Genomic DNA, 22,761 nt, shown 5'->3' with positions numbered 1-22,761 from the left:
GACTTAGCGAAATAAGAAGAGAATTGAGATTGAAATTTTACGGAGCAGCAATAGCATTTCTCCAAGGAGTGTTACTCTTGATATCCAAAATACTTGGTCTCTTTCAGTCAAAAAAAGAGGAACCTGCCACGAAAAAGGTGACGCAAAATAAAAATAAACAAGAGCAGCAGAAAAAATCTGTGAGAAAAGGGGAAATCGGTGAGTACAAGGTAAATATTCAGTTGGACCAGATGCCAAAAGAGTATAAGCATCTTGCTGACCTTCTGGTGACAAACCCAGCAGCGAAGTCTGGCTATTCTCAGATTGACCACGTACTCCTTACACCGTATGCCATTTTTGTTATTGAGACGAAGAATTATCAAGGGGAGATCAAAGGAGGGCGAGACGACAAACAGTGGAACGTTAACAATCGATTTACCATGATGAATCCTTTTCATCAAAATTATGGACATATTGAAATCGTACGAAAGATTACAAACGCATCACGAAAAGATATCGTTTCCCTAATCTCATTTACCAGACGGGCTACGTTTAGTGTCGATCCAGCGTTACGGAAGATTTCTTCCAATGACCTGATTGTATATGACATAGAGTTGACGGAATTCATTGAACGAAAGATAAACTACGTCAAACTGACAGAGAAGAAAAGCAAATTTACGGCTGAGCAGATTGACGAGATGTATTTGGCGTTAAAACAAGCCAATATCACCGATCCGGCAATTCGAGCATTGCATACTGACAGTCTGAAAGGGAACAGCCTTGCTGCTCAACAAACAAAAGGTGATGAGCGGGCAAAGTGCGCCGGCTGCGGCAAGCCAGTGCCCCAAAAGGTAAAAGAGTACTGTTTGGCCAATCCCGCCCGATTTAAAGGAAAAATTTATTGTTATGATCACCAAAAATAAGTCGCTTGTGCGAAAGGACATGAAGGGTATGTCATAAGAAAAGCCGCCTTTTACTGGCGGCTATTTTGTCTCACGTAAATGTTCAAGAGATCTGTTGATGCTATCCACTGCATCGAATCGCTGGTAGAGCCGATACAGGATCTCAATGATTTCTGCAAACCCATACATTAAGATACTGCTGACAATAGAGTAAACCAGAGGGGACACGAGGGTGAGAAAGAAGTGTCTCTCGTCAATCATCCAGAGTACGACTCCACTGATAATTCCAACGGCAAGTACTACACCTGCAAGTACACGAATCCAGCGCGCATATTGATTGGTATAATGATCAAACACCGAATGCCACACTTGCTGAACAGGGGAAACCAGAACGGAAAACGATCGAATAACGGCCAATCTTTTTACAAAGTAGGTATAAGCACAAACGTGATAAGGATGAAACCATTAAAAGGCTTCTTCGGAATCCCACAGATTTTGCAGCCGCCCTTGAACCTTTTTATGGAAAGGCAATCGCAGCACGACTTGGCGATTTGTTGAGCCTGACATTTTACGATAGCGGCTGAACTGGTTCAGGCGCTGAAAACAGGCAATACCACAGCAGCTGTAGATGCCCAGAAACGTTGGTTCGCAATGCGGATGAGATTGCTGCCTTCTGGGCAGAATTAATGGTCCACAGAGGAATGGAGAGACATGTTGTATAAACATTTGAGGCTGCTCAGCAGCGAAGTGGCTGCCCGTATCGCCGGAAACTATGTAGAAAAACATTGCATTAAGTGACAGGATTGAAGCACAAGCACTTAAAATGACCGACGTTATGACGAACGGAATTGTTCAACAATTTACGATGGCCTTTGCCTATTAATTGTACAAAATGGTTACACACCCCGGTAAATCGTAATTAACCAATGTGTAGGGAGATTATGGTTGTTTGTTGGATTTAAGATTTTTGTCGAAAGAATCCCAGAGATAATACACTGCCCAGAATACGATTACGACAAGCAATGTAAGTGGTTTTTGTTTTGGAGGTAACCAAAAAGCCAGTATTACTGCAATTGCCAAAAAAGGAGTGAGTAACATCCAATAAATTTTATTTCGGAACATATGTCAACGCCGACTTTATTTTGACCCACCATCGCCGGTTTAGAATTGACCCACCCGGCGATTTTTTGTTGGTTAGGTGGTAGAGGGGGAGCCGTAGGCTCCAGTCCTCATCTTCTCACGAAGTCGGTAACTATTCCCCCTAATATTGACGATGTGGGAATGGTGTAAGAGCCGATCCAGGATAGCCGTAGCAAGTATCGGATCGCCCATCAGTTCCCCCCATTCACCGAAACTCTTGTTGCTGGTCAACAGAATACTCCCTCTCTCGTATCTTGCACTTACTACCTGGAAAAAGAGGTTAGCTGCCAAACTGTCAAACGGTAAGTAACCAATTTCGTCAATAATCAGGAGCTTTGGTCGAATATAGATGCGTAGGCGTTTATCCAGCCTGTTTTCCGTGTAAGCTTTTCGCAGATCTTCGATGAGTTGCGAGAGACTGACAAAGTAAACGGATATCCCTTGCGAGATGGCTTCTACAGCCAACGCCACCGCCAGATGACTTTTTCCTACTCCGGGAGGCCCTAAGAACAAGACATTCTCGTGTCGGGTTACAAAAGTCATCGTGGCCAGCTCTCGAATCAACCGTTCGTCAATGCTGGGTTGGAAAGCAAAATCGAACTCCTCCAGCGTTTTTCGGTAAGGCAAGTGTGCGAGTTTGGTGCGTACCTCCATATTCCGTTTTTGACGTTCCGCTATCTCTGCATCTAGAAGCATGTTGAGAAAGGACAGATAGGTGGGCTGTCCATGACTTGCCGCTTCCAAATGGGCATCCAAGAGTAGAGCCGCTTGCTGAAGCCCAAGTTCCTCAAGACGTAGCCGTGCCTGTTCCAGTTCAATCATGCTCCCACCCCCGTCAGCTGCTCATAGACATCCAGCGAACGCACTTCCACTTGCTGCGATGAAATCTGTCGGGCTTGCGGACGTGGATAGGCATATCCTTGAGCAGTCGTAAGACCTGCATACTGGTTTTCACAAAAAACAGTTGCACGGGATCGATAGACCTTTTGGTGTCGAGCAATACATGTGCCGTCGGCCCAGATTTCCACCCACCCATTCACTTCTCGCACGGTACCCTCACGTCCACTGTACCTCCATGGAACCCCATATCGTACACCATCGTAGCTAACAAATCCGTCTCGGCTGACCTGTCTCGGTTCATGCAAGTATTTTTCCCATCGTTCAGCTGAAGGGATAGGCGACAGATTTTCCTCACGGAGTCGGTCGATGGGACGTTCGCCGGTTGTTCCATGAATACGGCGGTTAATCCGCTCGCACCAGTGTAGGGCTTGTTGATTGAGATCCTGTAAATCAACGAAGCGTTTGCCAGGAAGAAAGTTGTTTTTTACGTATTGAACGCCTCGTTCCACTTTTCCCTTTGTTTCGGGGCGTCGAACTTTGCATACTTTTGGAACAAGCCCAATCGCTGCAGCAAAGTCGGCAAAAAGCGGATGCCAGCGAGGTTTTCGATCATCTCCCATGCCCAGTACGACGGTTTTCATCTGGTCGGTCAGCATTACCTTTGGGATGCCCCCAAAATATTCAAAAGCATGAATCAAGCAACGAAGAAAGCTGTGAATGTCACAACGCTTAGTGAACTCTATATAGGTGGAACGAGAGTACCCCAATACCATGACAAATACCGGCACTTTTCGGACTGTACCGTCCAAATCTACGTAATCACACAGTCCCCAGTCGACCTGTGCATATTCACCAGGTTTCGTCTCGTAACGAAGAACAGCGGGAACTTGTTTGGGAGGACGGAAGTCCTTCACATAGTCTTTCAAGATGGTACGTCCCCCGGTATACCCCTTTTCTCGTAGAAGATCGAATAAAACCTCGCAGTTATAGATACCTTCTTGAAGACGTTCCTGCAGGAACGGTTTATACGGATCAAGCTTGGAACCACGAGATTTACGGGTTCCCTTTTCGGGGGAGAATTCACCCCGGAGATATCGGCGAACTGTATTTCGAGAATGCCCCGTTAGACGGGCAATTTCACGAATACTCTTGCCTTCTGCCCTCATGGTATGTAACGATATCACTATCCCACTCCTTAGCATGTGTCTCCCTCCGAAGATTAACTTGGCCGTTAATTACGAAGGGGATATATTCGCTATGGGTGGGTCATTTTCTTTCCGGCGAACCTGGGTCAATTATATCCCGGCGGTGACACATAGGGTAACCTCCTCACAAACATTAAAACTTCCACCTATTTTACCACAATGTGGCTTTGACTGTTTCGAGAATTTCGATTCTAATCACCCCATTTATATTTGCTAAACAAAAACCCCAGGGATTACCCCGGGGACGGCCGAGCGACTCTTGGAGAACATCATTTCTATTGCGTTCAGTCGTTGGGAGTGCTTAATGCTCACCAAAATTTTTTTACCGTATTACCTTGTAAAGCGACATATGTTGCTATACAATGTCTACCAGGAGGTGTAAACATATGGATAAGGAGATATTAAAGGGGAGTATTGATATCCTACTTCTTTCTATTATTGGCCGGCAGGATACATATGGATATGACATTATCCAGCAGCTAAAGGCTCTTAGTAACGGTGAATATTTGATGAGCCAGGGAACGCTATATCCTGCTCTGAAACGGTTGGAGAAAAAGGGATTGTTGAGATCCTATTGGGTAGAGAATGAAGAAACGGGACGGAGGAAATTCTACTCCCTTACGAACGAAGGGAAAGCGGAATTGCAAGAAAAATTACGATCATGGAATCAGATAAATCTTCTTATTCAAGCATGCAGAAAGGTGGAATTCGCATGAATCCTTTCGATTCATATCTTAAAAAAATCATTGCAAACATTGATGTCTCGGAAGAAGAAAAACATGAACTCTACACTGAATTTTTGGATCATCTTACGCAGTTAAAAGCGGAGTATATAGCAAAAGGTTTTTCGGAGTCAGAGTCTATACAAATGGCAATTAACGCTTTTGGTGATACGGAAAAAGTTGGCAAGAGCTTGGAAAAAGCCATCTTTCCTTATAAGCAGTGGATTAATGGGTGCGCCTGGATCGGGTTATTGATCTACATTGCGGTGGTACTTCAACTACTCTTTTTTGATGAGTTTAGATTGAGTTCTCGGGAGCATGTAATAACCTCGGGTGTTGAACCCACAAGTCGTTATAACCTGGTTCCATTTAAAAATATCATTACCTATCTCCTGAATTTTGAGCACTATAATTTTAATACGTGGTTTTTCAACACCTTCGGAAATATTTTGATATTCCTGCCTTTCGGTGTGCTGCTGCCAGTACTGTTTTCGAAAGCTAGATCCGCATTAAGAATTCTCGGTTATTCCCTTGCATTTAGCTTGGCGATCGAGATTATCCAAGTTACTACGAAGCTGGGATATTTTGATGTTGATGATCTAATTTTGAACACATTCGGCGGGTATGTTGGGTTTATTCTTTGGATGCTGATGAATAAAATCATCGCCAAGTTGACGAAAAAAACAAAACCAACGATAGCATGAGGCAATTAACATATTCCAATAGTTGACCAAGAGGCCGAGCAGTGTTAGGGGTTTTACCTGATCACCTGTTCGGCTTTTCTCTTTTCGTATCCTCTGAGAATTTTCTTGGCAAGCTTTCGCTACCGGAACATTAAAGATGAGTATGATAAAATTCCCCAAAATTATCCAGCCTTCAGAGCCGCATAAGCGAGCACGCAAACGTCAATAAGCATGCTCGCCAAACAGCCGTACTTCATCAAAAGGAGACGAATAGACATTTTCCAATCGCTTACTGTCATGTATCTCGCCCTCCGCATACCCGCCCCCAATAGCTCAGGGGGAGGGTTGTTTTGTGCAAAATCGTTAAAAAATTCCCGCAAAAATCAATTGCGAAACAAAAAACGACCCGGTAAACTGAAGACAGACAGGAGAGCAAGCGCTTTCCCAAATGGCGAATCGCCAAAGTCTGATAGGAAAGTGGATGAGAAATGAAGACGACCATTTACGACGTGGCAAAAAAGGCTGGCGTGTCCATCTCCACGGTATCCCGGGTGATCAACAATACCGGCCGGATCAGCGCGAAGACGAAGAAACGGGTCCTGGACGTGATTGAACAGTTGGGCTATCAGCCCAGCGTGGTCGCATCCGCGTTGACGGGAAAGCGTACGCGCACGATCGGCCTCATCATTCCGGATGTGGCCAATCCTTTTTTTGCGGAGCTTGCGCGGAGGGTGGAGGACCGGGGACGGGAATTGGGCTTTAACCTGTTGATGTGCAACACGGACAACAACCCGGATACGGAAGACATGTACCTGTCCTTGTTGAGGCAGAAAAGTGTCGACGGTATCATCATCGGCACGAACGCGAGAAATCATCGCGTCCTCAGGGAGCTGTTGGAGGAGAATCTGCCGGTGGCGCTGATTGCGCAGGACATCCCCGAATTGATGATCGACGTGGTAGCGGTCGATGACTATCTGGGCGGGTATCAGGCGGCCCAGCATCTGGTATCGCTGGGGCACAAACGGATCGCCATCCTGGTGGGCAACATGAATCGCACGAGTGACAAATATCGGCTGGAGGCGTTTCGGCAGGCGCTGGAGGACCATGGGCTGGAGCTTACGGAAGACCTGGTGATCCGGACGGATTATTCGCGGGAGGACGGGAAGCGGGCGGCGCGTGAACTGCTGACGTCACCCAAACGGCCGACAGCGATTTTTGCTTGTTTTGACTTCCTGGCGATTGGCGTCTACCAGGCAGCCAAAGAGTTGGGGCTGCGCATCCCTGACGATGTGTCTGTCGTTGGGTTTGACAACACGATACTGGCGTCCATTGTTGATCCGCCGCTGACGACCATCGCCCAGCCGATTGACGAGATGGGACGTCAGGTGATGGATTTGCTGGTACGTGAAATCGAAGGTGACAAAAAGACGAAGCAGCGTGTCATTTTACCGCCCGAGCTGATTATTCGCCAGTCCACAAAGCCCATTGCGTAGACGGACCAGCAGTAGGACGGACCGGCGGTAGATTCCCATAAGCATCGCGATGCTGCCCGGAGACAGACGCTCTGCCCCTCTTCACACACGTGAAGGGGATGGCTGCGCGTCTTTTTCTTTCTTTTTTAAATTTTTGAAAAAATGTGTTGCAAGAAAATGGGCAATGGATGTAAAATGAAGGCAAATTAGAGAAAGCGCTTGCGCAAGTATCGGCAGGAAGCCTCCTGCACCATAAACGCAGTGATTTCACGGCATAAACCATCCTCTCAATCGGTTCAGTCTACTAAGAAAAGCGAGCAGGGTGCAATTTTTCGGAGGAAAAGTGTAAGCGCTTTCCACTGACGTTAACCCGGATTTGTGTGGAGAGAGGAGAGACGTTTTGCATGGCACAGGTAAAGGTAGGCATTTTGGGAGCAGGCGGGATCGCCAAGGTACATACCTCGATCCTGAAGCGCGATGAGCGGGTGGAGATTGTGGGCGTGGCCGATATCTCGCAAGAACGGGCGACAGCCCTGGCGGTGGAGGCAGGGAGGGCGAAAGCGGTCGGAAGCCTGGAAGAGCTGTTTGATCTCGGTGTTGACGCGGTCTATGTCACCACCCCCAATACGCTTCACGTGGAGCCGGTGCTTGCGTGTTTGCAGCGCAACATCCACGTGTTTTCTGAAAAACCGATGGCCACGTCGTTGGCGGAAGCGCAGCAAATCAGAGAGGCGGCGGCAGCGTCGAAAGCGGTGTACAATCTGGGGATGAATCGCCGGTATGCGTCCGTGTACAAACGCGTGAAGGAGTTGATTGGCTCCGGCGAGGTCAACCCGTACCTGGCGCACCTCAAGATGAACCGGGGAGAACTGCTGCACCCCGCCTGGACTGCCGACCCGAAGGTTACCGGCGGGTTCCTGTACGAAACGCCTTTTCACCTCCTGGACTTGAGCCGCTACTTGTTTGGAGAAGTGCAATCTGTCTCCTGCGAGGGCAGACAGCATATCTCCCAGTCGGAATTGGACACGTTTGCCATTCTGCTGACGTTTGAATCGGGAACCGTGGCCACGTTTGTCACGTACGCCCATGCCGGTTGGAGCTTTCCGTTTGAGAGCGTGGAGGTGTACGGGACATATGCGACTGTCGCGACACAGGAATTGGAAAAGGTGATGTACGCCCCGGGCTTGAAGCAGGCGGCACACGTCCACGACTTCTTCCAACTGCCGATGGAGGAGAAGTGGGGGTACGCGGAGGAAGATCGGCTGTTCATCGACGCGATTGTCCACGGGACAAAACCGCCCGTGACCGCAGAAGACGGATATCGTTCGATTCAACTGCTGGAAGCCGTGTACGAAAGCGCCAAAACGGGCAGGCGCATCGAGATGCGACAGGCGGCACGGTAGGCGGGCAGGCAGCGGCAGTGATGCTGCGGACGGCATTGCACAAGCAGCAGGTACGGACCGGATGAATTGGTCCGGACAATGAGCAAAATGGTCTGAATATACCGTAAATTCATCAGTCGGAAAGGAGCGTGATTCCATGACGGTTCGCTGTGCAGTTCTGGGATTGGGACGCCTGGGGTATCACCATGCGAAAAATATCGCCACCCATCAGATCAGCGGGGCCAAACTGGTGAGTGTTGTCGACACGATGGAAGGACGGGCGGAACAGGTTGCAAGGGAATTGGGCCTGCAAACGTGGGCGAAGAATCCGGAGGAAGTCATTGCCGATCCCGATGTCGACGCGGTCATTATTGTGACGCCGACCAGCACCCATGCCGAGATGATCAAACAAGCGGCAAAACACGGCAAGCCCGTGTTTGTGGAAAAGCCGCTCACGCAGCATCTCGAAGAGGCGGACGAGATCATCGACATCATCAAGGAGAGCGGGGTGATCTGCCAGGTGGGCTTCATGAGACGGTTTGATCCTGCCTACGCCGAGGCAAAGCGCAGGATCAGCGCAGGAGATATAGGAAAACCCGTTTACTTCAAGGCAATTTCCCGTGACGCCGGATCGCCGCCCGCTTCGTTTATCAAGCACAGCGGACGGATGTTTATGGACGTCTCCATCCACGACTACGACATGGCGCGGTACCTGATGGGGGCGGAAATCACTGCCGTGTCCGCACACGGGCGAGTGCTGGTGCATTCGTTCATGGAAGAGTACAACGATGTGGATCAGGCGCTCACGTATGTCGAATTTGACTCCGGTGCAGCAGGGGATATCGAGGCCAGCCGAAACTCGCCCTACGGTCACGACATCCGCACGGAAATCATTGGCACGGAAGGCTCGCTGTTTATTGGAACACTTCGCAATCAATCGATCACGTATCTGAACCACAAGGGCAGCCACTACGAGATCATCCCCGATTTTCAGACCCGCTTTGACGATGCCTACCGATTGGAACTTGCTCATTTCATCCACTGTGTCCAGCACAAGCAAACACCAAGCGTTACAGAATTAGACGGCAGACGCAATCTGCAAATCGCCATCGCGGCCACTCAATCATTTGACACCGGGAAAAAGATCACAATCGAGGGGGGAAGTCCGGAATAAAGAGCGGATCGGGTCTACCTGTCTACGATGGAACGCGGTGTGCAAACGGGCAGGATCGCCTGCAAATAAGGAGGGGGCTATTCATGAAGGGACAAAAAAAGGGTGCATGGTGGTTGATTGTATGTCTGGTCGCTGTCTTGGTCGCCGGATGCGGAGCCGACCAGGAGACAGCGCAGCAGGCAGGCTCTGACAAGAAGGACAAGATTGTGATCGGCGCAGCGCTTCCCGACTTTGATGACAAGTGGTTGAGCTACCTGCAGGACGGTATGAAACAGTACGAAAAAACGCAGGAGAACGTGGAAGTGATTTACGTCGATGCGATGAATGACGCCAGCAAGCAGCTCTCCCAGGTGGAGAATTTCATCCAGCAGAAAGTGGACGCGATCGTGCTGATTCCCGTCGATACCACGTCCGCGCCCAATCTGGTCGAAAAAGCAAACCAGGCCAATCTGCCGATCGTGGTCGTGAACCGCATATACGACGGGGTGGAAGCGGCCACCGCCTATGTGGGGTCCGAATCCATCAAGGCTGGTCTCATGGAAATGGAGGAAGTGGCAAAACTGCTCGGCGGAAAAGGAAACATCGCGATCATGAACGGACAGATGGGGCACGAGGCGCAGATCAAGCGAACGGAAGGGAACAAGCAGGTCATCGAGCGGTACCCGGACATGCAGGTGGTCTTGGAAGGAACGGCAGAATGGGATCGGGCCAAAGGCATGGCCTTGATGGAAAACTGGCTCCAGTCCGGAAAGCAAATCGACGCTGTTGTCTCCAACAATGATGAAATGGCCATCGGCGCGATCATGGCGCTCGAAGCGGCAGGAAAACTGAACGACGTCGTCGTGGCCGGCGTCGATGCCACTCCGGATGCGTTGGAATACGTAAAAGCCGGAAAATTGCAGGTGACGGTGTATCAAAATGCGATCGGCCAGGGACAAGGCGGCCTGGAAGTGGCGATCAAAGCGGCCAAAGGCGAAAAGGTGGAAAAGTTCAACTGGATTCCGTATGAACTGGTAACCAAAGAGAACGTGGACGAGTACATGAAAAAATGGCAGTAAAGCGGGGGGAGTCGTCATGCACAGCACGTACATCCTGGAAATGGAGAATATCTCCAAGGCATTTCCGGGAGTAAAAGCTCTGGACCGCGTACAGCTCAAGGTGAGGAAAGGGACCGTACACGCCCTGCTGGGGGAGAATGGCGCGGGCAAATCAACCCTGATGAAAATCCTGATCGGGATGTACAGTCCGGACAGCGGGCGCATTATCTTTGACGGGGAAGAGCTGAAGCTGTCCAATGTCAAACAGGCGCTCGACAAAGGGATCGCAATGATTCACCAGGAGCTCAGCCCGATCCCCTACATGACCGTGGCCGAGAACATCTTTTTGGGAAGAGAGCCCAGTTACCGGTTTACGGGGTGGGTGAAGCAGAGGGAGATGGAGGAAAACACGAGACGGCTGTTCGAGCGGCTGGAGATTGACATCGACCCGCGGGCAAGGATGGTTGACCTTAGCATCGCCCATACGCAAATGGTCGAGATCGCCAAGGCGATTTCCCGCCAAGCCAAGCTGATCATCATGGACGAACCGACCTCCGCGATCACGGAAAAAGAAGTCCAGCATCTGTTTTCCATCATTCGATCGCTGAAAAAGGAAGGCGTGTCCATGATCTACATTACGCACAAAATGGAAGAACTGGCGCAGATCACGGACGAGATAACGGTCCTGCGCGATGGAAAGTACGTGGGCACAAGGCCGAGCGACCGCATCAGCAAGGAGCACCTGATCGAAATGATGGTGGGGCGGGAGCTGCATCACGTGTTTCAGAAAAAGCGTGCGGACATCGGAGAGGTCGTGCTGGCGGTCAACCGTCTGACCAGAGCGGGGAAATTCGCGGACGTCAGCTTCGAAGTCCGCCGGGGAGAGGTTGTCGGCTTTGCAGGGCTGATGGGGTCTGGCAGAACGGAGGTAATGGAGAGCGTATTTGGGATTGTGCCTCCCGATTCCGGTGAGATCGTGGTGAAGGGCAGGAAAACGGCGATTCGTTCGCCGCGCGATGCGATTCGGTGCGGGATGGGATTTTTGACAGAGGATCGGAAGGGAACGGGCCTGTTCCTCCCGCTGTCGGTGCAGGACAACATGATCACGGTGAACATCGATCGCTACACAACCTGCGGCTTTCTCAATGCCGGGCAAATCCAGGCCGATTGTCGGCAGCAGTGTGAGCAGCTGGCCATCAAGACGCCAAGCCTGTATCAAACGATCAAGTATCTGAGCGGCGGGAATCAGCAAAAAGCGCTGCTTGCCCGCTGGCTGCTTCACGATCCCGACATCTTGATCCTGGATGAGCCGACGCGCGGGATCGATGTGGGGGCCAAATTGGAAATCTACCAACTGATTGCCGATCTGGCCCAAAAGGGCAAAGCCATCGTGGTGATTTCCTCCGAACTTCCGGAAATATTGGGTGTGAGCGACCGGGTCATCGTAATGCACGAAGGACGAAAAATGGGGGAATTGCGCCGGGAGGAGGCGACCCAGGAAAAAATCATGCAGTTGGCGACCGGCGAGCTGATCGCCAGCTAGTCTCATACAAGTCTGGAGGACGTGCGGATGAACAGTGAAGTGACGATCGCAAACAAGCCAAACAAGTCCGAAGCAGTCGGAAAACGCCGCTGGAAAGAAACGGCCTTCCGCCTCTTCGGACGATACGGGATGCTTTTTATTCTGATCGCGCTGATCCTGGTGATGTCGATTCTGTCCCCTACGTTCTTTACATCTGGCAATTTGCTCAATATCGTCAGGCAGATGTCGATCGTCGGCATTGTGGCGATTGGCGTCACGATGGTGATCATCACCACCGGGATCGACCTCTCATCCGGTTCCGTGATCGCGCTCGTGTCCGTAGTTGTCGCAACTTTCGCGCATCCGGACAGCTATCCGCTCGTGGTTCCGATCGCCGTCGGACTGGGGATCGGACTTTTGACAGGAGTGATCAACGGGACGATTATTGCCAAAGGAAAAATTGCCCCGTTTATCGTCACCCTGGGGATGATGACCGGGGCGCGAGGGGCGGCGCTGCTCTTCAGTGACGGAAGACCGATCGGAAATCTGTCCGATTCGTTCAAGTTCATCGGCCAGGGAGCGGTGTTCGGGATACCGCTGCCCATCATCATCTTTGCCCTGGTCGGACTGGTTTCTTATCTCCTGCTGACGAAAACGAAATTTGGCAAGTACGTCTATGCGATGGGCGGGAATGAACAAGCGGCGAGGATCGCGGGGATTCCGGTCGACAGGTATAAGATCATGATTTACGCCTATGCCGGTTTGCTCTCTTCGATTGCCGGGATCATCCTGACGTCCCGGATCGCCTCCGGTCAGCCGACGGCCGGCGTGATGTATGAACTGGACGCGATTGCCGCAGCGGTGATTGGCGGCACCAGCCTGTCCGGCGGGATCGGAACGATTGGCGGCACCATTATCGGGGCGCTGATCATCGGCGTGATGAACAACGGTCTCGACCTTCTCAACGTATCCTCGTACTGGCAGCAGATCTTGAAGGGCGGGATCATTGTCACCGCTGTCTTTCTCGACGCCCGGAAAAACAGAAAATCCTGAAACAAAAATCGTGAGTTCCGGCAAGATGCGAAAGGTGGGACACGAACGGAATGAAGACGAGGAGACTGACAACGGCGCAAGCGTTGGTAGCCTTTTTGCAGCAGCAGTATGTGGAATGGGACGGCAGGCAGGAGCGGTTCGTCAAGGGAATCTTCACCATATTTGGCCACGGAAATGTACTGGGACTTGGCCAGGCGCTGGAAGAATATGCGGAAGAGCTGGAAGTGTACCAGGGGCGAAATGAGCAGGGGATGGCACACGCCGCGGTGGCCTTTGCCAAGCAAAAAAACCGTCGGCAGATCATGGCATGCACGTCGTCGGTTGGGCCGGGTGCGGCCAACATGCTGACAGCCGCGGCGACGGCGACCGCCAATCAGATACCGGTCCTGCTGCTGCCTGGCGATACGTTTGCCACCAGGCAGCCGGACCCCGTTTTGCAGCAGATCGAACACGGCCATGACCTGACCATCACCACCAATGACGCTTTCCGCGCTGTCAGCAAGTACTGGGATCGGGTAAACCGACCGGAACAGTTGATGACCGCCATGCTCAACGCCATGCGCGTGCTCACCGATCAGGCTGATACAGGGGCGGTAACCATCTGCCTCCCTCAGGATGTACAGGGAGAAGTGTATGACTTTCCCGAGTCTTTCTTCCAAAAGCGCGTCCACCGGATCGACCGCCGGATTCCGAGCGAATCGGCGCTGCGCGATGCGGTGGAGCTGCTGCGGCACAAGAAAAAGCCGATCATCATCTGCGGCGGGGGCGTTCGTTATTCCGACGCGGCTGATGCCCTGCGGCGCTTTTCCGAAACGTTTCACATTCCGTACGGGGAGACCCAGGCCGGGAAAAGCGCGGTGGACAGCGGTCATGCGTACAATCTGGGAGGCATCGGCGTGACCGGAAACCTCGCGGCCAATCGGATGGCCAAAGAGGCGGATGTCGTCATCGGAATCGGCACCAGATTCACCGACTTTACGACGGGGTCGAAACGCTTGTTTCAACATCCGGATGTGGATGTGCTCACGATCAACGTTTCCGAGTACCACGCGAGCAAGCTGGACGCGGTGAAAATTGTCGCTGACGCCAAATTGGCCCTGCTCGCGCTGGAAACCGAACTGGAACGGATCGGATACCGGTCCGGGTACACGGATGAGATCGAACAGGCCAAACAGGCGTGGCAGCAAGAGCTGGACCGTCTGCGCAGCATTCAGTACCGGAAGCAGGGGTTCACGCCGGAAGTGGCCGGCCAGCTCGATCAGGTGCTGCCCGAATTCGCAGACACCTTCCAATCCTGTCTGACGCAAACCGAGGTGATCGGCCTGGTGAACGCCTTGATTGAGGAGGACGCGATCATCGTCGGGGCCTCGGGAAGCCTCCCCGGCGACCTGCAGCGGATGTGGGAATGCCGCCGGCCGAACACCTATCACATGGAATACGGTTACTCCTGCATGGGGTATGAAATCGCCGGGGCGCTGGGCGTCAAAATGGCCGAACCGGACAAAGAAGTCTATGCCATGGTGGGGGACGGCAGTTACCTGATGCTGCATTCCGAACTGCTGACGAGCATCCAGGAAGGCAAAAAAATCAATGTGCTGCTGTTTGACAACGCTTCGTTCGGGTGCATCAACAACCTGCAAATGGGTAACGGCATGGGCAGCTTCGGGACGGAATTCCGCTACCGGAACCCGGAAACCGGTCGCCTGGACGGCCGCCTGATGACCGTTGATTACGCCGGCAGCGCCGCCGGATACGGCGTAAAAACATACCGTGTGCGGACGACAGATGAACTGCGGGCAGCTTTCGCAGACGCGAAACGGCAAACCGTGTCTACCCTGCTCGACATCAAGGTGCTGCCAAAGACGATGACCGGCGGGTACGAAGCATGGTGGCATGTCGGCATCGCGGGGGTTTCGCACAACGCTGCGGTGAGGGCAGCGTATCGGGAAAAGGAAGCGAACCTGAAACACGCACGACCATACTAAACCAAAAACGGGGTGTGCAAGATGAGTCAACCCAATCCCTTTCGCATCGGAATCGCCCCCATCGGCTGGGTGAATGACGATATTCCCGGCCTCGGCGACCATTACACGCAGGATCAGGTTTTGTCCGAAATGTCTGCACTCGGCTATGTTGCCACTGAAATGGGTCGCCTGTTCATGCAGGAACCTGCGGCGCTGAAGGCCAAACTGGACGCGTACGGCATACAGCTGGCCAGCAAGTTTGTGGCGACGCTGTTTTCGGACGCCAACCGTCTGGAAGAGGAATTGCAGATTTTTGGCTCATGGGTGCGTTATCTGAAGGAAATGGGCTGCGAGCATGTGATCGCCTGCGAGATGGGCGGGTCGATGCATTGGGACCCCCGGCGCGCACCGGGCGACACGGCAGTCCGCAAACTGACGGATGACCAGTGGGAGTCGCTGGTGGAGGGACTGCATCGGGCGGCCCGCCTGTGCCGGGAACACGGCATGAAGCTCGTCTATCATTACCACGCCGGCACCGTGGTGGAAACGGCGGACGAGATCGATCGGCTCATGGAGACGACCGACCCGGCCCTGGTGCATTTGCTGTTCGATACCGGGCATGCGCTGTACGGCGGATACGATCCGCTGAAACTGGCAGAGAAGCACGGACAGCGAATCCAGTACGTCCATCTGAAAGACGTCCGCCGGGATGTGCTGGAGCATGTCCGGCAGCAGAACCTGGATTTTCTCACGGCGGTAAAGCTGGGAATGTTCACGGTGCCGGGCGATGGCTGCATTGACTTTGCGCCGATCATACAGAAGCTGCTGGAAAACGGCTACACGGGCTGGCTGATTGTCGAAGCGGAACAGGACCCGGCAGTCGCTCATCCCTACACGTATGCCCAGCGGGCAAAAGAATATCTCGAGGCGACGATTCGGTCAGCGGCGAAGCAGAGATAGGAGGGAGACGATGAGTACGCTGATTGTTCCCGGTTCCCGACCGGACGAAGCAGGGTTGGTGCTGCGCGTTACCCCGGAATCGGCAGGGTGGAAATACATCGGCTTTGAGGTGTACGCGCTGTCAAAAGGGCAGACACTGAAAAAGCATACTGGCGATCAGGAAGTGTGCATCGTGCTGTTGGCGGGCATCGCTCATGTCGCCACCGCCCGCGCAGCGTGGGAAAGCATCGGCCAGCGCATGAACGTTTTTGAAAAAATACCGCCGTATGCCGTGTACGTCCCTCCGGGCGACCATTGCGAAGTAACAGCTGTAACGGACGTGGAACTGGCGGTCTGTCGGGCGCCGGGGAAAGGAACGTACCCCGCCCGCCTGATTTCTCCCGCCGACATCGGTGTTGAGCAGCGGGGAGCGGGCAACATCAAGCGAAGAATTCACAACATTCTGCCAGAGCGGCAGCCGGCGGACAGTTTGCTGGTGGTGGAAGTGTTCACACCGGAAGGCCACTGGTCCAGCTATCCGCCGCACAAGCACGATCAGGACAATCTGCCGCATGAATCTTATCTGGAGGAAACGTATTACTACAAAATCAATCCCGGTCACGGTTTCGCCGTACAGCGCGTGTACACGGACGACCGCTCACTAGATGAGACGCTGACCGTGCACGATGGCGATGCGGTACTGGTCCCCAAAGGGTATCACCCCGTTTCCGCCCCGCCCGGCTATGACGTCTACTATTTAAACGTCATGGCGGGACCGGTACGTACGTGGAAATTTCAGAACGATCCGGCCCATGAGTGGGTAATGGCAAGCAAAATGGCCAGCCGGCAGGATGGAAGGGAAGGGGATGCTCCATGAACAATCTGACCTTTGACAGCCGCAAGCCGATGGACTTCATCGCGATCGGCAGGCTGTGCATCGACCTGAATGCCAATGAGATCAACCGCCCGATGGAAGAAGTGATGACCTTTACCAAATACGTGGGCGGCTCCCCGGCCAACATCGCCATCGGCTTGTCCCGGTTGGGGATGAAAACGGGGTTTATCGGCCGGGTGGCGGATGATCAGATGGGGCGGTTTATCGTCAATTACCTGAAACAGAATCAGATTGACACCTCCCAGGTAATCGTCGACCGGTCGGGCAGCGTAACGGGGCTGACGTTTACCGAAATCAAAAGCCCGACCGATTGCAGCATCCTGATGTATCGGGAGAATACCGCGGATTTGCGGCTGGAACCCAACGACGTGAAGGAAGAGACGATTCAAAATGCCAAAGCGATCCTGATCACCGGCACGGCGCTGGCGAAGAGCCCGTCGCGTGAAGCGGTGTTTCTCGCCCTGGACTACGCCAATAGGCACGGCGTCGTGACGTTTTTTGATCTCGACTACCGTCCGTACACGTGGACTTCTGCGGAAGAAACGGCGATCTACTACAAGCTGGCTGCCGAAAAGTGTGACGTCCTGATCGGCACCCGGGAAGAATTTGACCGGATGGAACACTTTGATCGCAATGACCGGCACGATGACGCCGTCACGGCGAGAAGGTGGTTTGACTGCCGGGCCAGGATTGTCTTGATCAAACACGGGAAAAACGGTTCCGTCGCGTACACCAACGACGGCCAGTGTTATACGGGAACGGTTTTTCCGGCCAAGGTGGTCAAGACGTTTGGTGCGGGAGATTCTTATGCCGCCGCTCTGATCTACGGACTGATGCAGGGATGGGACATTGCGAAGGCGATGGAATACGGGGCTGCTGCCGCCGCGATTGTCATTTCCTCCCACAGCTGCTCGGAGGCGATGCCGACGGTGGAGCAGATCGAACGCTATATCCAACAGTGCCGCAGCGGGGAAGGTGTACGCTGACTCAAAGTACGTGGCGCATGGGTGATGGGGGCCTGGATCATGTCCGCTCCAAAACGAGGCGCGGACAAGGGGCAAACATCTGGCCAAAAACAACGGAAACAGCGAAAATCTGCGGGGATCAATGACGTTTGCAGTCCAAACACGGAAAAGGGCGGTTTTTTCCGCGAAGTCGCGGCTTTTTGCGCCTTCCGGCCGTTCGACGCCTCCCCCCTGATTATGGTAAAATGGAGGCATCAAACAGGAAAGGATCTTGATACCGATGGGTCCGTATAAGACCATCTGGAAACGTTATGACCTCTCCTACATCTAGCGACGTAGCTGTTGATCGTCTCTTGGGCGACCCAACCTGCTACGAAAGCGAGATAATGGATATGAAACGAGATCGAATCGTCAGGAGTTCCTCCGTAGCCGGAAGGGCGCCCGCGCCAAAACGGTTTACGATGCGAGGAATCTTAGATGAGGAGAGCAGTTGCGTACGTTCGCCAATTGTGTTGGATTGTGTTCGGCGCGTTTGTATTGGCATTTGCGTATTATCACATCAATGCTCAGAACCATTTGTCGGAGGGCGGGTTTGTCGGGTTGGCCCTGCTGGCCAAGTACGCGTTTGACCTGTCGCCGGCGATCACGACGCTGGCGCTCGACATTCCGCTGTTTCTCGTCGCTTTTCACGTGAAGGGACGTCAGTTTCTGGCCAACACCATCATTGCATCCATCGCCTTTTCCGTCTTTTACGATTTGTTTGAGCGGTTCTCGCCGCTGCACGTTGATCTGAGCGGCCTCATGCCGCTGGCCGCCCTGCTGTCCGGCCTGCTGACCGGTTGGGGGGCGGGGATCGTCTTGCGGTATGGCGGCGCCACTGGCGGGGACGACATCCTGGCCGTGCTGCTCAGCCGTCAGATCGGACTGTCGATTGGAACGGTCTTTCTGCTGCTGGACGCGCTGGTGCTCAGTCTGTCGCTGTGGTACCTGCCGATTCGCGAAACGCTTTACACGATCCTGGCGGTGACGATTGCCAGCCAGGTGATCAACTGGACCGCCGCTGCAAGCGGCCGGGCAGATGATGGCGACGAATCGGAAACAAAAAGCATATCGCGTTCGCTTACCCTGCCGGATCATTGATGCCAAACCAGTTTCAGACCGGATGAGGTAAATGCCGGCAGGTCCATCCAACGCGAACCCCTCCTGGTAATACAGCGCGTATCGCTGTTTGCCGCGAGGGGTTTTTTCACGGCAAAAGGGCAGCTTGCGTGCGTGCTTGTCTGTCTCACGCCTCGGTCTTGTGAGATAATGAGAAGACAACCGAACAAAGGATCAGGAGGCGCTTTTCATGACATTGCTGCAAGACATCGGGAATACGCTGGTGAAGGTGCGTGAGGCCAACCCCCTCGTCCACAACATCACCAACGTCGTCGTCACCAACTTTACCGCCAACGGCCTGCTGGCCCTGGGCGCTTCGCCTGTCATGGCGTACGCCAAGGAAGAAGTGGCGGACATGGCCAAAATCGCCGGCGCGCTGGTGCTCAATATCGGCACGCTGAATGAGGCAGAGGTGGAGGCCATGCTGATCGCGGGCCGTTCGGCCAATCAGCACGGCGTGCCGGTCATCTTCGACCCGGTGGGAGCGGGGGCGACCGCCTATCGGACGAAAACCGCGCAAACGATCATGCGGGAGGTCCGGGTGTCCGTCATTCGCGGCAACGCTGCGGAAATCGCTCATGTGATCGGCGAGAGCTGGACGATCAAAGGCGTCGATGCGGGGGAAGGGAGCGGCGATGTAGTCTCGCTCGCGCAGTCGGCGGCGAAGCAGTTGGGCACGATCGTCGCGATTACGGGGAAAACGGATGTCATCACGGACGGCTGCACCACCTACCTCATCCGCAACGGCCATCCCATCCTGACCAAGGTAACGGGCACGGGCTGCCTGCTCACATCCGTCCTGGGGGCGTTTGCTGCGGTGGAGAAAGACCTGCTGCTTGCGGGGGCGGCTGCACTCGTCAGCTATGGCGTGGCGGCGGAAGTGGCAGCTGCCGGCAAAGGAGCGGAAGGCCCGGGACAATTTCAGATCGAGTTTTTGAATCAATTGGCGCGGATCACCGCAGACGATGTCCGCAGATACGGAGCGATCGACCGCGTGTAAGCCGGGGAGAAGAGCGCGTATCGGCCGGGTGACGGCCAGACTGCTTTCCCGCTGTTGGGCGAAAAAGGCCCCTTTGTGCTTGTGAGCGAGGGGGCCTTTGCGTTGCCTTTCATAAGCGGAATCGATACAATGAAATAAGCACGAGGCCAACATCTTCTCTTTTAACCAGAAAAAAATTTTAAAATACCACTTGAAAAAGCTTTTGAGATGTGATAGATTAATTCTTGCCGATGAGAGAACGGCAAAAACGATCTGGATGGATGTCCGAGAGGCCGAAGGAGCACGATTGGAAATCGTGTAGACGGGGATGACTCGTCTCGTGGGTTCAAATCCCACTCCATCCGCCATCAATCACCTGGCCCGTTGGTGAAGTGGTTTAACACAGCAGCCTTTCACGCTGTCATTCAGGGGTTCGAATCCCCTACGGGTCACCATAGAAAAATCCCCCTGGACGCTGTCCGGGGGACCCCGCAAAGCATACGGATTCGCTGAGAAGCCTCCGTTCACTTTGCGGACGGAGCGGAGGCTTAGCTCAGCTGGGAGAGCATCTGCCTTACAAGCAGAGGGTCGGCGGTTCGATCCCGTCAGCCTCCACCACCTTTACGGGTACAATGACATATGCGGTCGTGGCGGAATTGGCAGACGCGCTAGATTCAGGTTCTAGTGGTGGCAACACCGTGGAGGTTCAAGTCCTCTCGACCGCACCATACAAAATGTCTTGATTGTTACATCTCAGAAGGTATTAACATGCGGACGTAGCTCAGCTGGTAGAGCGTCGCCTTGCCAAGGCGAAGGCCGCGGGTTCGAGCCCCGTCGTCCGCTCCAGTGCAATCTCTTACATCGTTTTGTGCCCTTAGCTCAGCTGGATAGAGCGTTTGACTACGAATCAAAAGGTCGGGAGTTCGAATCTCTCAGGGCACGCCATAGCAAGAGGTGGGAAGTTGGCACAGCCCGTGTCTCACCTCCACGTCGGGAAGTGGCTCAGCTTGGTAGAGCGCTTGGTTCGGGACCAAGAGGTCGCAGGTTCAAATCCTGTCTTCCCGACCATTCTTATTCTCATCAGCAACGGGCGGCGCAGAGCAGCATCCGATCTGCTGCGCTGGCCGATAACGCGTGCGGGTGTAGTTCAGTGGTAGAACCCCAGCCTTCCAAGCTGGTCGCGTGGGTTCGATTCCCATCACCCGCTCCAAATGTTTCTGGCGGTGTAGCTCAGCTGGCTAGAGCGTTCGGTTCATACCCGAAAGGTCGGGGGTTCAAGCCCCTCCACCGCTACCATATGTACATGGCGATCGTGGCGAAGTGGTTAACGCACCGGATTGTGGCTCCGGCATTCGTGGGTTCGATTCCCATCGATCGCCCCATTTTTTTATTCACCAAAGGACGTCCCCAACCCAGACACATGCGGACGTGGTGGAATTGGCAGACACACCATCTTGAGGGGGTGGCGGGGCGACCCGTGCGAGTTCGAGTCTCGCCGAACGCACCATCTATGTTCACACAGCCCGGTGAGTGCAGCAAACCGCTGCAAGCGCCGGGCTTTTTGATTTTGAATCGTTTCTGTACCAGGCCGCTTTTCCACGGGCGGACGCCTTTCTCTTTCACTTTCGCAATATGGTGACGAGTAAATGCGCTTAAGTTCGCCGCTTCCTTTTCAAGGCTGCCACGTTTTGGGGTATGGGAGGGCGAAGGCGCACAAAAACAGGCGCGCCAACCTGTTATCCGGTCGACACGCCCGCATGGTGCATGAGGCAAAAGCGCTGAACCGTTCAGCGCCTTGCCGTATCCTTTTTTACATCTTATGCCGGTGAGGCTTTCGGGCAGGATGGACCAGCCGATTCCACTTGATCTGCGGCACGGCAATGGCGGCCAGGATCAACAGCACACCGCTCCACTTGTAGAGGCTGACCTGTTCGTGCAGCACCAGACTGGAGAGCAGCACGACTGCCGGCAGTTCGGCTGCGCTGAGAATGGTCGCCAATCCGTTGCCGATACGCGGCACGCCAATCGACAGACAGAGAATCGGGATGGCTGAGCCGAAGCAGGCCACCAGCAGGGCGTACGGCAGCAATCCGTCCCACAGTCTGCCGTTGATGAGGAAGGTCGGCGGATAGACCAGCGACAGGCAGAGCGCGGCCATGCCAATGGAGACGGCGCTGCGCAGATACGGGTTCACGTCCGGCGCCAGCCGTCCGCTGAGAAAGATCACCATCGCAAACGTAAACCCGGACAATAGACCATAGATGAGACCGGTGGCGCTGACGTCATGCAGGCCGGATTCCATCAGGCCGCTGGCCAGCACGGTGCCGATGCCGAGGAGGACCAGCGAGGCCCATTTTTCCGGTCCGGGCCACTTGCGGTCGGCAATACACTCGATCAGCACGCCAATCCAGGTAAACTGGAACAGCAGCACAATGGCGAGCGAGGCCGGGATTTCGCTGACCGCCCGGTGGTAAAACAGGCTGGTGCCGGCCATCATCAGGCCGGACGGCAGCAGGATCAGCAGGTGGCGCAGCCGAAACCGCTGCCTGGACAGGAACAGCGCGACGCCGGACATGATCAGCGTCCCGAACACAAGCTGCCCGCCGCTTAATTCGACCGGGGTAAAACCGGCGGAAAAGGCGGATTTCATGATGACAGAAAGCACGCCGTAGCTGCACGCGCCGGCCAGGACGAGCAGCACGGATCGCCAGTAACTCATAAGCAAACGTTCCTTTCTTGTGACAAAACAT

18 protein-coding genes and 11 tRNA genes are annotated in these 22,761 nt (G+C 53.8%); 26 read left to right on the top strand and 3 right to left on the bottom strand.

The annotated features are described in order from the left end of the window. The first annotated feature begins 77 nt into the window (after window positions 1-77). Window positions 78-902, top strand: a complete 825-nt coding sequence (locus IRT44_RS19120; protein WP_230077206.1) for a nuclease-related domain-containing protein — start codon at window positions 78-80, stop codon at window positions 900-902. Window positions 903-2,075: 1,173 nt separating this feature from the next. Here IRT44_RS19120 and istB read toward each other — a convergent pair. Together istB and istA are read right to left on the bottom strand one after the other, a co-directional pair. After that, on the bottom strand, window positions 2,076-2,843 hold the full coding sequence (istB, locus tag IRT44_RS19115; protein WP_008409491.1) for an IS21-like element helper ATPase IstB: 768 nt from the start codon (window positions 2,841-2,843) through the stop codon (window positions 2,076-2,078). After that, window positions 2,840-4,063, bottom strand: a complete 1,224-nt coding sequence (gene istA / locus IRT44_RS19110) for an IS21 family transposase (RefSeq protein WP_008409807.1) — start codon at window positions 4,061-4,063, stop codon at window positions 2,840-2,842. Before istA ends, istB begins: the two co-directional genes overlap by 4 nt. A 389-nt stretch (window positions 4,064-4,452) precedes the next feature. Here istA and IRT44_RS19105 point away from each other — a divergent pair, with 389 nt between their 5' ends. The 25 genes from IRT44_RS19105 (at window position 4,453) to IRT44_RS18985 (ending at window position 21,518) form a co-directional block, all read left to right on the top strand. After that, window positions 4,453-4,782 (top strand): PadR family transcriptional regulator, encoded by a 330-nt coding sequence (locus IRT44_RS19105; RefSeq protein ID WP_171564463.1) that lies wholly within the window; start codon window positions 4,453-4,455, stop codon window positions 4,780-4,782. Beyond that, entirely contained in the window at window positions 4,779-5,492 is a 714-nt protein-coding gene (locus IRT44_RS19100) for a VanZ family protein (RefSeq protein ID WP_230077205.1), read from the top strand. The genes IRT44_RS19105 and IRT44_RS19100 overlap by 4 nt, the downstream gene beginning before the upstream one ends. Before the next feature lie 467 nt (window positions 5,493-5,959). Then, entirely contained in the window at window positions 5,960-6,964 is a 1,005-nt protein-coding gene (locus IRT44_RS19095; protein WP_171564461.1) for a LacI family DNA-binding transcriptional regulator, read from the top strand. Between the two features lie 383 nt (window positions 6,965-7,347). After that, window positions 7,348-8,346 (top strand): Gfo/Idh/MocA family protein, encoded by a 999-nt coding sequence (locus tag IRT44_RS19090; protein ID WP_212131804.1) that lies wholly within the window; start codon window positions 7,348-7,350, stop codon window positions 8,344-8,346. A gap of 136 nt (window positions 8,347-8,482) precedes the next feature. Continuing rightward, entirely contained in the window at window positions 8,483-9,499 is a 1,017-nt protein-coding gene (locus IRT44_RS19085) for a Gfo/Idh/MocA family oxidoreductase (protein WP_212131805.1), read from the top strand. 83 nt (window positions 9,500-9,582) lie between these two features. After that, window positions 9,583-10,557 carry a sugar ABC transporter substrate-binding protein gene (locus IRT44_RS19080; protein ID WP_230077204.1) on the top strand — a complete coding sequence of 325 codons (975 nt, stop codon included), beginning with the start codon at window positions 9,583-9,585 and terminating at the stop codon, window positions 10,555-10,557. A 16-nt stretch (window positions 10,558-10,573) separates the two neighbouring features. Further along, on the top strand, window positions 10,574-12,079 hold the full coding sequence (locus tag IRT44_RS19075) for a sugar ABC transporter ATP-binding protein (protein ID WP_230077203.1): 1,506 nt from the start codon (window positions 10,574-10,576) through the stop codon (window positions 12,077-12,079). Window positions 12,080-12,106: 27 nt separating this feature from the next. Beyond that, window positions 12,107-13,111: an ABC transporter permease gene (locus IRT44_RS19070; protein WP_230077202.1), complete on the top strand. Its 1,005-nt coding sequence runs from the start codon at window positions 12,107-12,109 to the stop codon at window positions 13,109-13,111. Between the two features lie 50 nt (window positions 13,112-13,161). Next, a complete protein-coding gene (iolD, locus tag IRT44_RS19065) occupies window positions 13,162-15,096 on the top strand; it encodes a 3D-(3,5/4)-trihydroxycyclohexane-1,2-dione acylhydrolase (decyclizing) (RefSeq protein ID WP_230077201.1) in 1,935 nt (644 codons plus the stop codon). Between the two features lie 21 nt (window positions 15,097-15,117). Continuing rightward, window positions 15,118-16,035, top strand: a complete 918-nt coding sequence (gene iolE, locus IRT44_RS19060) for a myo-inosose-2 dehydratase (protein WP_212131809.1) — start codon at window positions 15,118-15,120, stop codon at window positions 16,033-16,035. 10 nt (window positions 16,036-16,045) lie between these two features. Next, entirely contained in the window at window positions 16,046-16,891 is an 846-nt protein-coding gene (gene iolB, locus IRT44_RS19055; protein ID WP_230077200.1) for a 5-deoxy-glucuronate isomerase, read from the top strand. Further along, window positions 16,888-17,895, top strand: coding sequence for a 5-dehydro-2-deoxygluconokinase (iolC, locus tag IRT44_RS19050; RefSeq protein WP_230077199.1), 1,008 nt, complete (start codon window positions 16,888-16,890; stop codon window positions 17,893-17,895). The genes iolB and iolC overlap by 4 nt, the downstream gene beginning before the upstream one ends. A 456-nt stretch (window positions 17,896-18,351) precedes the next feature. After that, on the top strand, window positions 18,352-19,014 hold the full coding sequence (locus tag IRT44_RS19045) for a YitT family protein (RefSeq protein WP_230077198.1): 663 nt from the start codon (window positions 18,352-18,354) through the stop codon (window positions 19,012-19,014). A gap of 208 nt (window positions 19,015-19,222) precedes the next feature. Then, a complete protein-coding gene (gene thiM / locus IRT44_RS19040) occupies window positions 19,223-20,032 on the top strand; it encodes a hydroxyethylthiazole kinase (protein WP_230077197.1) in 810 nt (269 codons plus the stop codon). A gap of 254 nt (window positions 20,033-20,286) precedes the next feature. Continuing rightward, window positions 20,287-20,379, top strand: a tRNA-Ser gene (locus IRT44_RS19035). A gap of 10 nt (window positions 20,380-20,389) precedes the next feature. After that, window positions 20,390-20,466 (top strand) — tRNA-Glu (locus IRT44_RS19030). A gap of 87 nt (window positions 20,467-20,553) precedes the next feature. After that, a tRNA-Val gene (locus IRT44_RS19025) sits at window positions 20,554-20,629 on the top strand. Window positions 20,630-20,652: 23 nt separating this feature from the next. Further along, window positions 20,653-20,739 (top strand) — tRNA-Leu (locus tag IRT44_RS19020). 42 nt (window positions 20,740-20,781) lie between these two features. Then, window positions 20,782-20,857, top strand: a tRNA-Gly gene (locus IRT44_RS19015). 22 nt (window positions 20,858-20,879) lie between these two features. Continuing rightward, a tRNA-Arg gene (locus IRT44_RS19010) sits at window positions 20,880-20,956 on the top strand. 46 nt (window positions 20,957-21,002) lie between these two features. Then, a tRNA-Pro gene (locus IRT44_RS19005) sits at window positions 21,003-21,079 on the top strand. Between the two features lie 68 nt (window positions 21,080-21,147). Continuing rightward, window positions 21,148-21,221: transfer RNA gene (locus tag IRT44_RS19000), tRNA-Gly, on the top strand. A gap of 9 nt (window positions 21,222-21,230) precedes the next feature. Next, window positions 21,231-21,307: transfer RNA gene (locus IRT44_RS18995), tRNA-Met, on the top strand. A 10-nt stretch (window positions 21,308-21,317) separates the two neighbouring features. Next, window positions 21,318-21,393, top strand: a tRNA-His gene (locus IRT44_RS18990). Between the two features lie 40 nt (window positions 21,394-21,433). Then, a tRNA-Leu gene (locus IRT44_RS18985) sits at window positions 21,434-21,518 on the top strand. Window positions 21,519-21,821: 303 nt separating this feature from the next. Here IRT44_RS18985 and IRT44_RS18980 read toward each other — a convergent pair. Next, on the bottom strand, window positions 21,822-22,730 hold the full coding sequence (locus tag IRT44_RS18980; protein ID WP_171564449.1) for an EamA family transporter: 909 nt from the start codon (window positions 22,728-22,730) through the stop codon (window positions 21,822-21,824). Window positions 22,731-22,761: the final 31 nt, after the last annotated feature.

Origin of the sequence: Brevibacillus sedimenti (assembly GCF_020923495.1) — a bacterium.
Classification (GTDB): domain Bacteria; phylum Bacillota; class Bacilli; order Brevibacillales; family Brevibacillaceae; genus Brevibacillus; species Brevibacillus aydinogluensis.
Note: the sequence above shows the minus strand (reverse complement) of the source record. Positions and strands in the feature narration are given on the sequence as shown.

Bases quoted from the DNA above. Each gene is read 5' to 3' on its own strand.
- iolE (WP_212131809.1), top strand. From the start codon at position 15,118: ATGAGTCAACCCAATCCCTTTCGCATCGGAATCGCCCCCATCGGCTGG.
- istB (WP_008409491.1), bottom strand. From the start codon at position 2,843: ATGATTGAACTGGAACAGGCACGGCTACGTCTTGAGGAACTTGGGCTT.
- IRT44_RS19080 (WP_230077204.1), top strand. From the start codon at position 9,583: ATGAAGGGACAAAAAAAGGGTGCATGGTGGTTGATTGTATGTCTGGTC.
- iolD (WP_230077201.1), top strand. From the start codon at position 13,162: ATGAAGACGAGGAGACTGACAACGGCGCAAGCGTTGGTAGCCTTTTTG.
- iolB (WP_230077200.1), top strand. From the start codon at position 16,046: ATGAGTACGCTGATTGTTCCCGGTTCCCGACCGGACGAAGCAGGGTTG.
- IRT44_RS19070 (WP_230077202.1), top strand. From the start codon at position 12,107: ATGAACAGTGAAGTGACGATCGCAAACAAGCCAAACAAGTCCGAAGCA.
- iolC (WP_230077199.1), top strand. From the start codon at position 16,888: ATGAACAATCTGACCTTTGACAGCCGCAAGCCGATGGACTTCATCGCG.
- IRT44_RS19085 (WP_212131805.1), top strand. From the start codon at position 8,483: ATGACGGTTCGCTGTGCAGTTCTGGGATTGGGACGCCTGGGGTATCAC.
- IRT44_RS19045 (WP_230077198.1), top strand. From the start codon at position 18,352: ATGAGGAGAGCAGTTGCGTACGTTCGCCAATTGTGTTGGATTGTGTTC.
- IRT44_RS19105 (WP_171564463.1), top strand. From the start codon at position 4,453: ATGGATAAGGAGATATTAAAGGGGAGTATTGATATCCTACTTCTTTCT.
- IRT44_RS19075 (WP_230077203.1), top strand. From the start codon at position 10,574: ATGCACAGCACGTACATCCTGGAAATGGAGAATATCTCCAAGGCATTT.
- thiM (WP_230077197.1), top strand. From the start codon at position 19,223: ATGACATTGCTGCAAGACATCGGGAATACGCTGGTGAAGGTGCGTGAG.
- IRT44_RS19095 (WP_171564461.1), top strand. From the start codon at position 5,960: ATGAAGACGACCATTTACGACGTGGCAAAAAAGGCTGGCGTGTCCATC.
- istA (WP_008409807.1), bottom strand. From the start codon at position 4,063: ATGCTAAGGAGTGGGATAGTGATATCGTTACATACCATGAGGGCAGAA.
- IRT44_RS19100 (WP_230077205.1), top strand. From the start codon at position 4,779: ATGAATCCTTTCGATTCATATCTTAAAAAAATCATTGCAAACATTGAT.
- IRT44_RS19090 (WP_212131804.1), top strand. From the start codon at position 7,348: ATGGCACAGGTAAAGGTAGGCATTTTGGGAGCAGGCGGGATCGCCAAG.
- IRT44_RS18980 (WP_171564449.1), bottom strand. From the start codon at position 22,730: ATGAGTTACTGGCGATCCGTGCTGCTCGTCCTGGCCGGCGCGTGCAGC.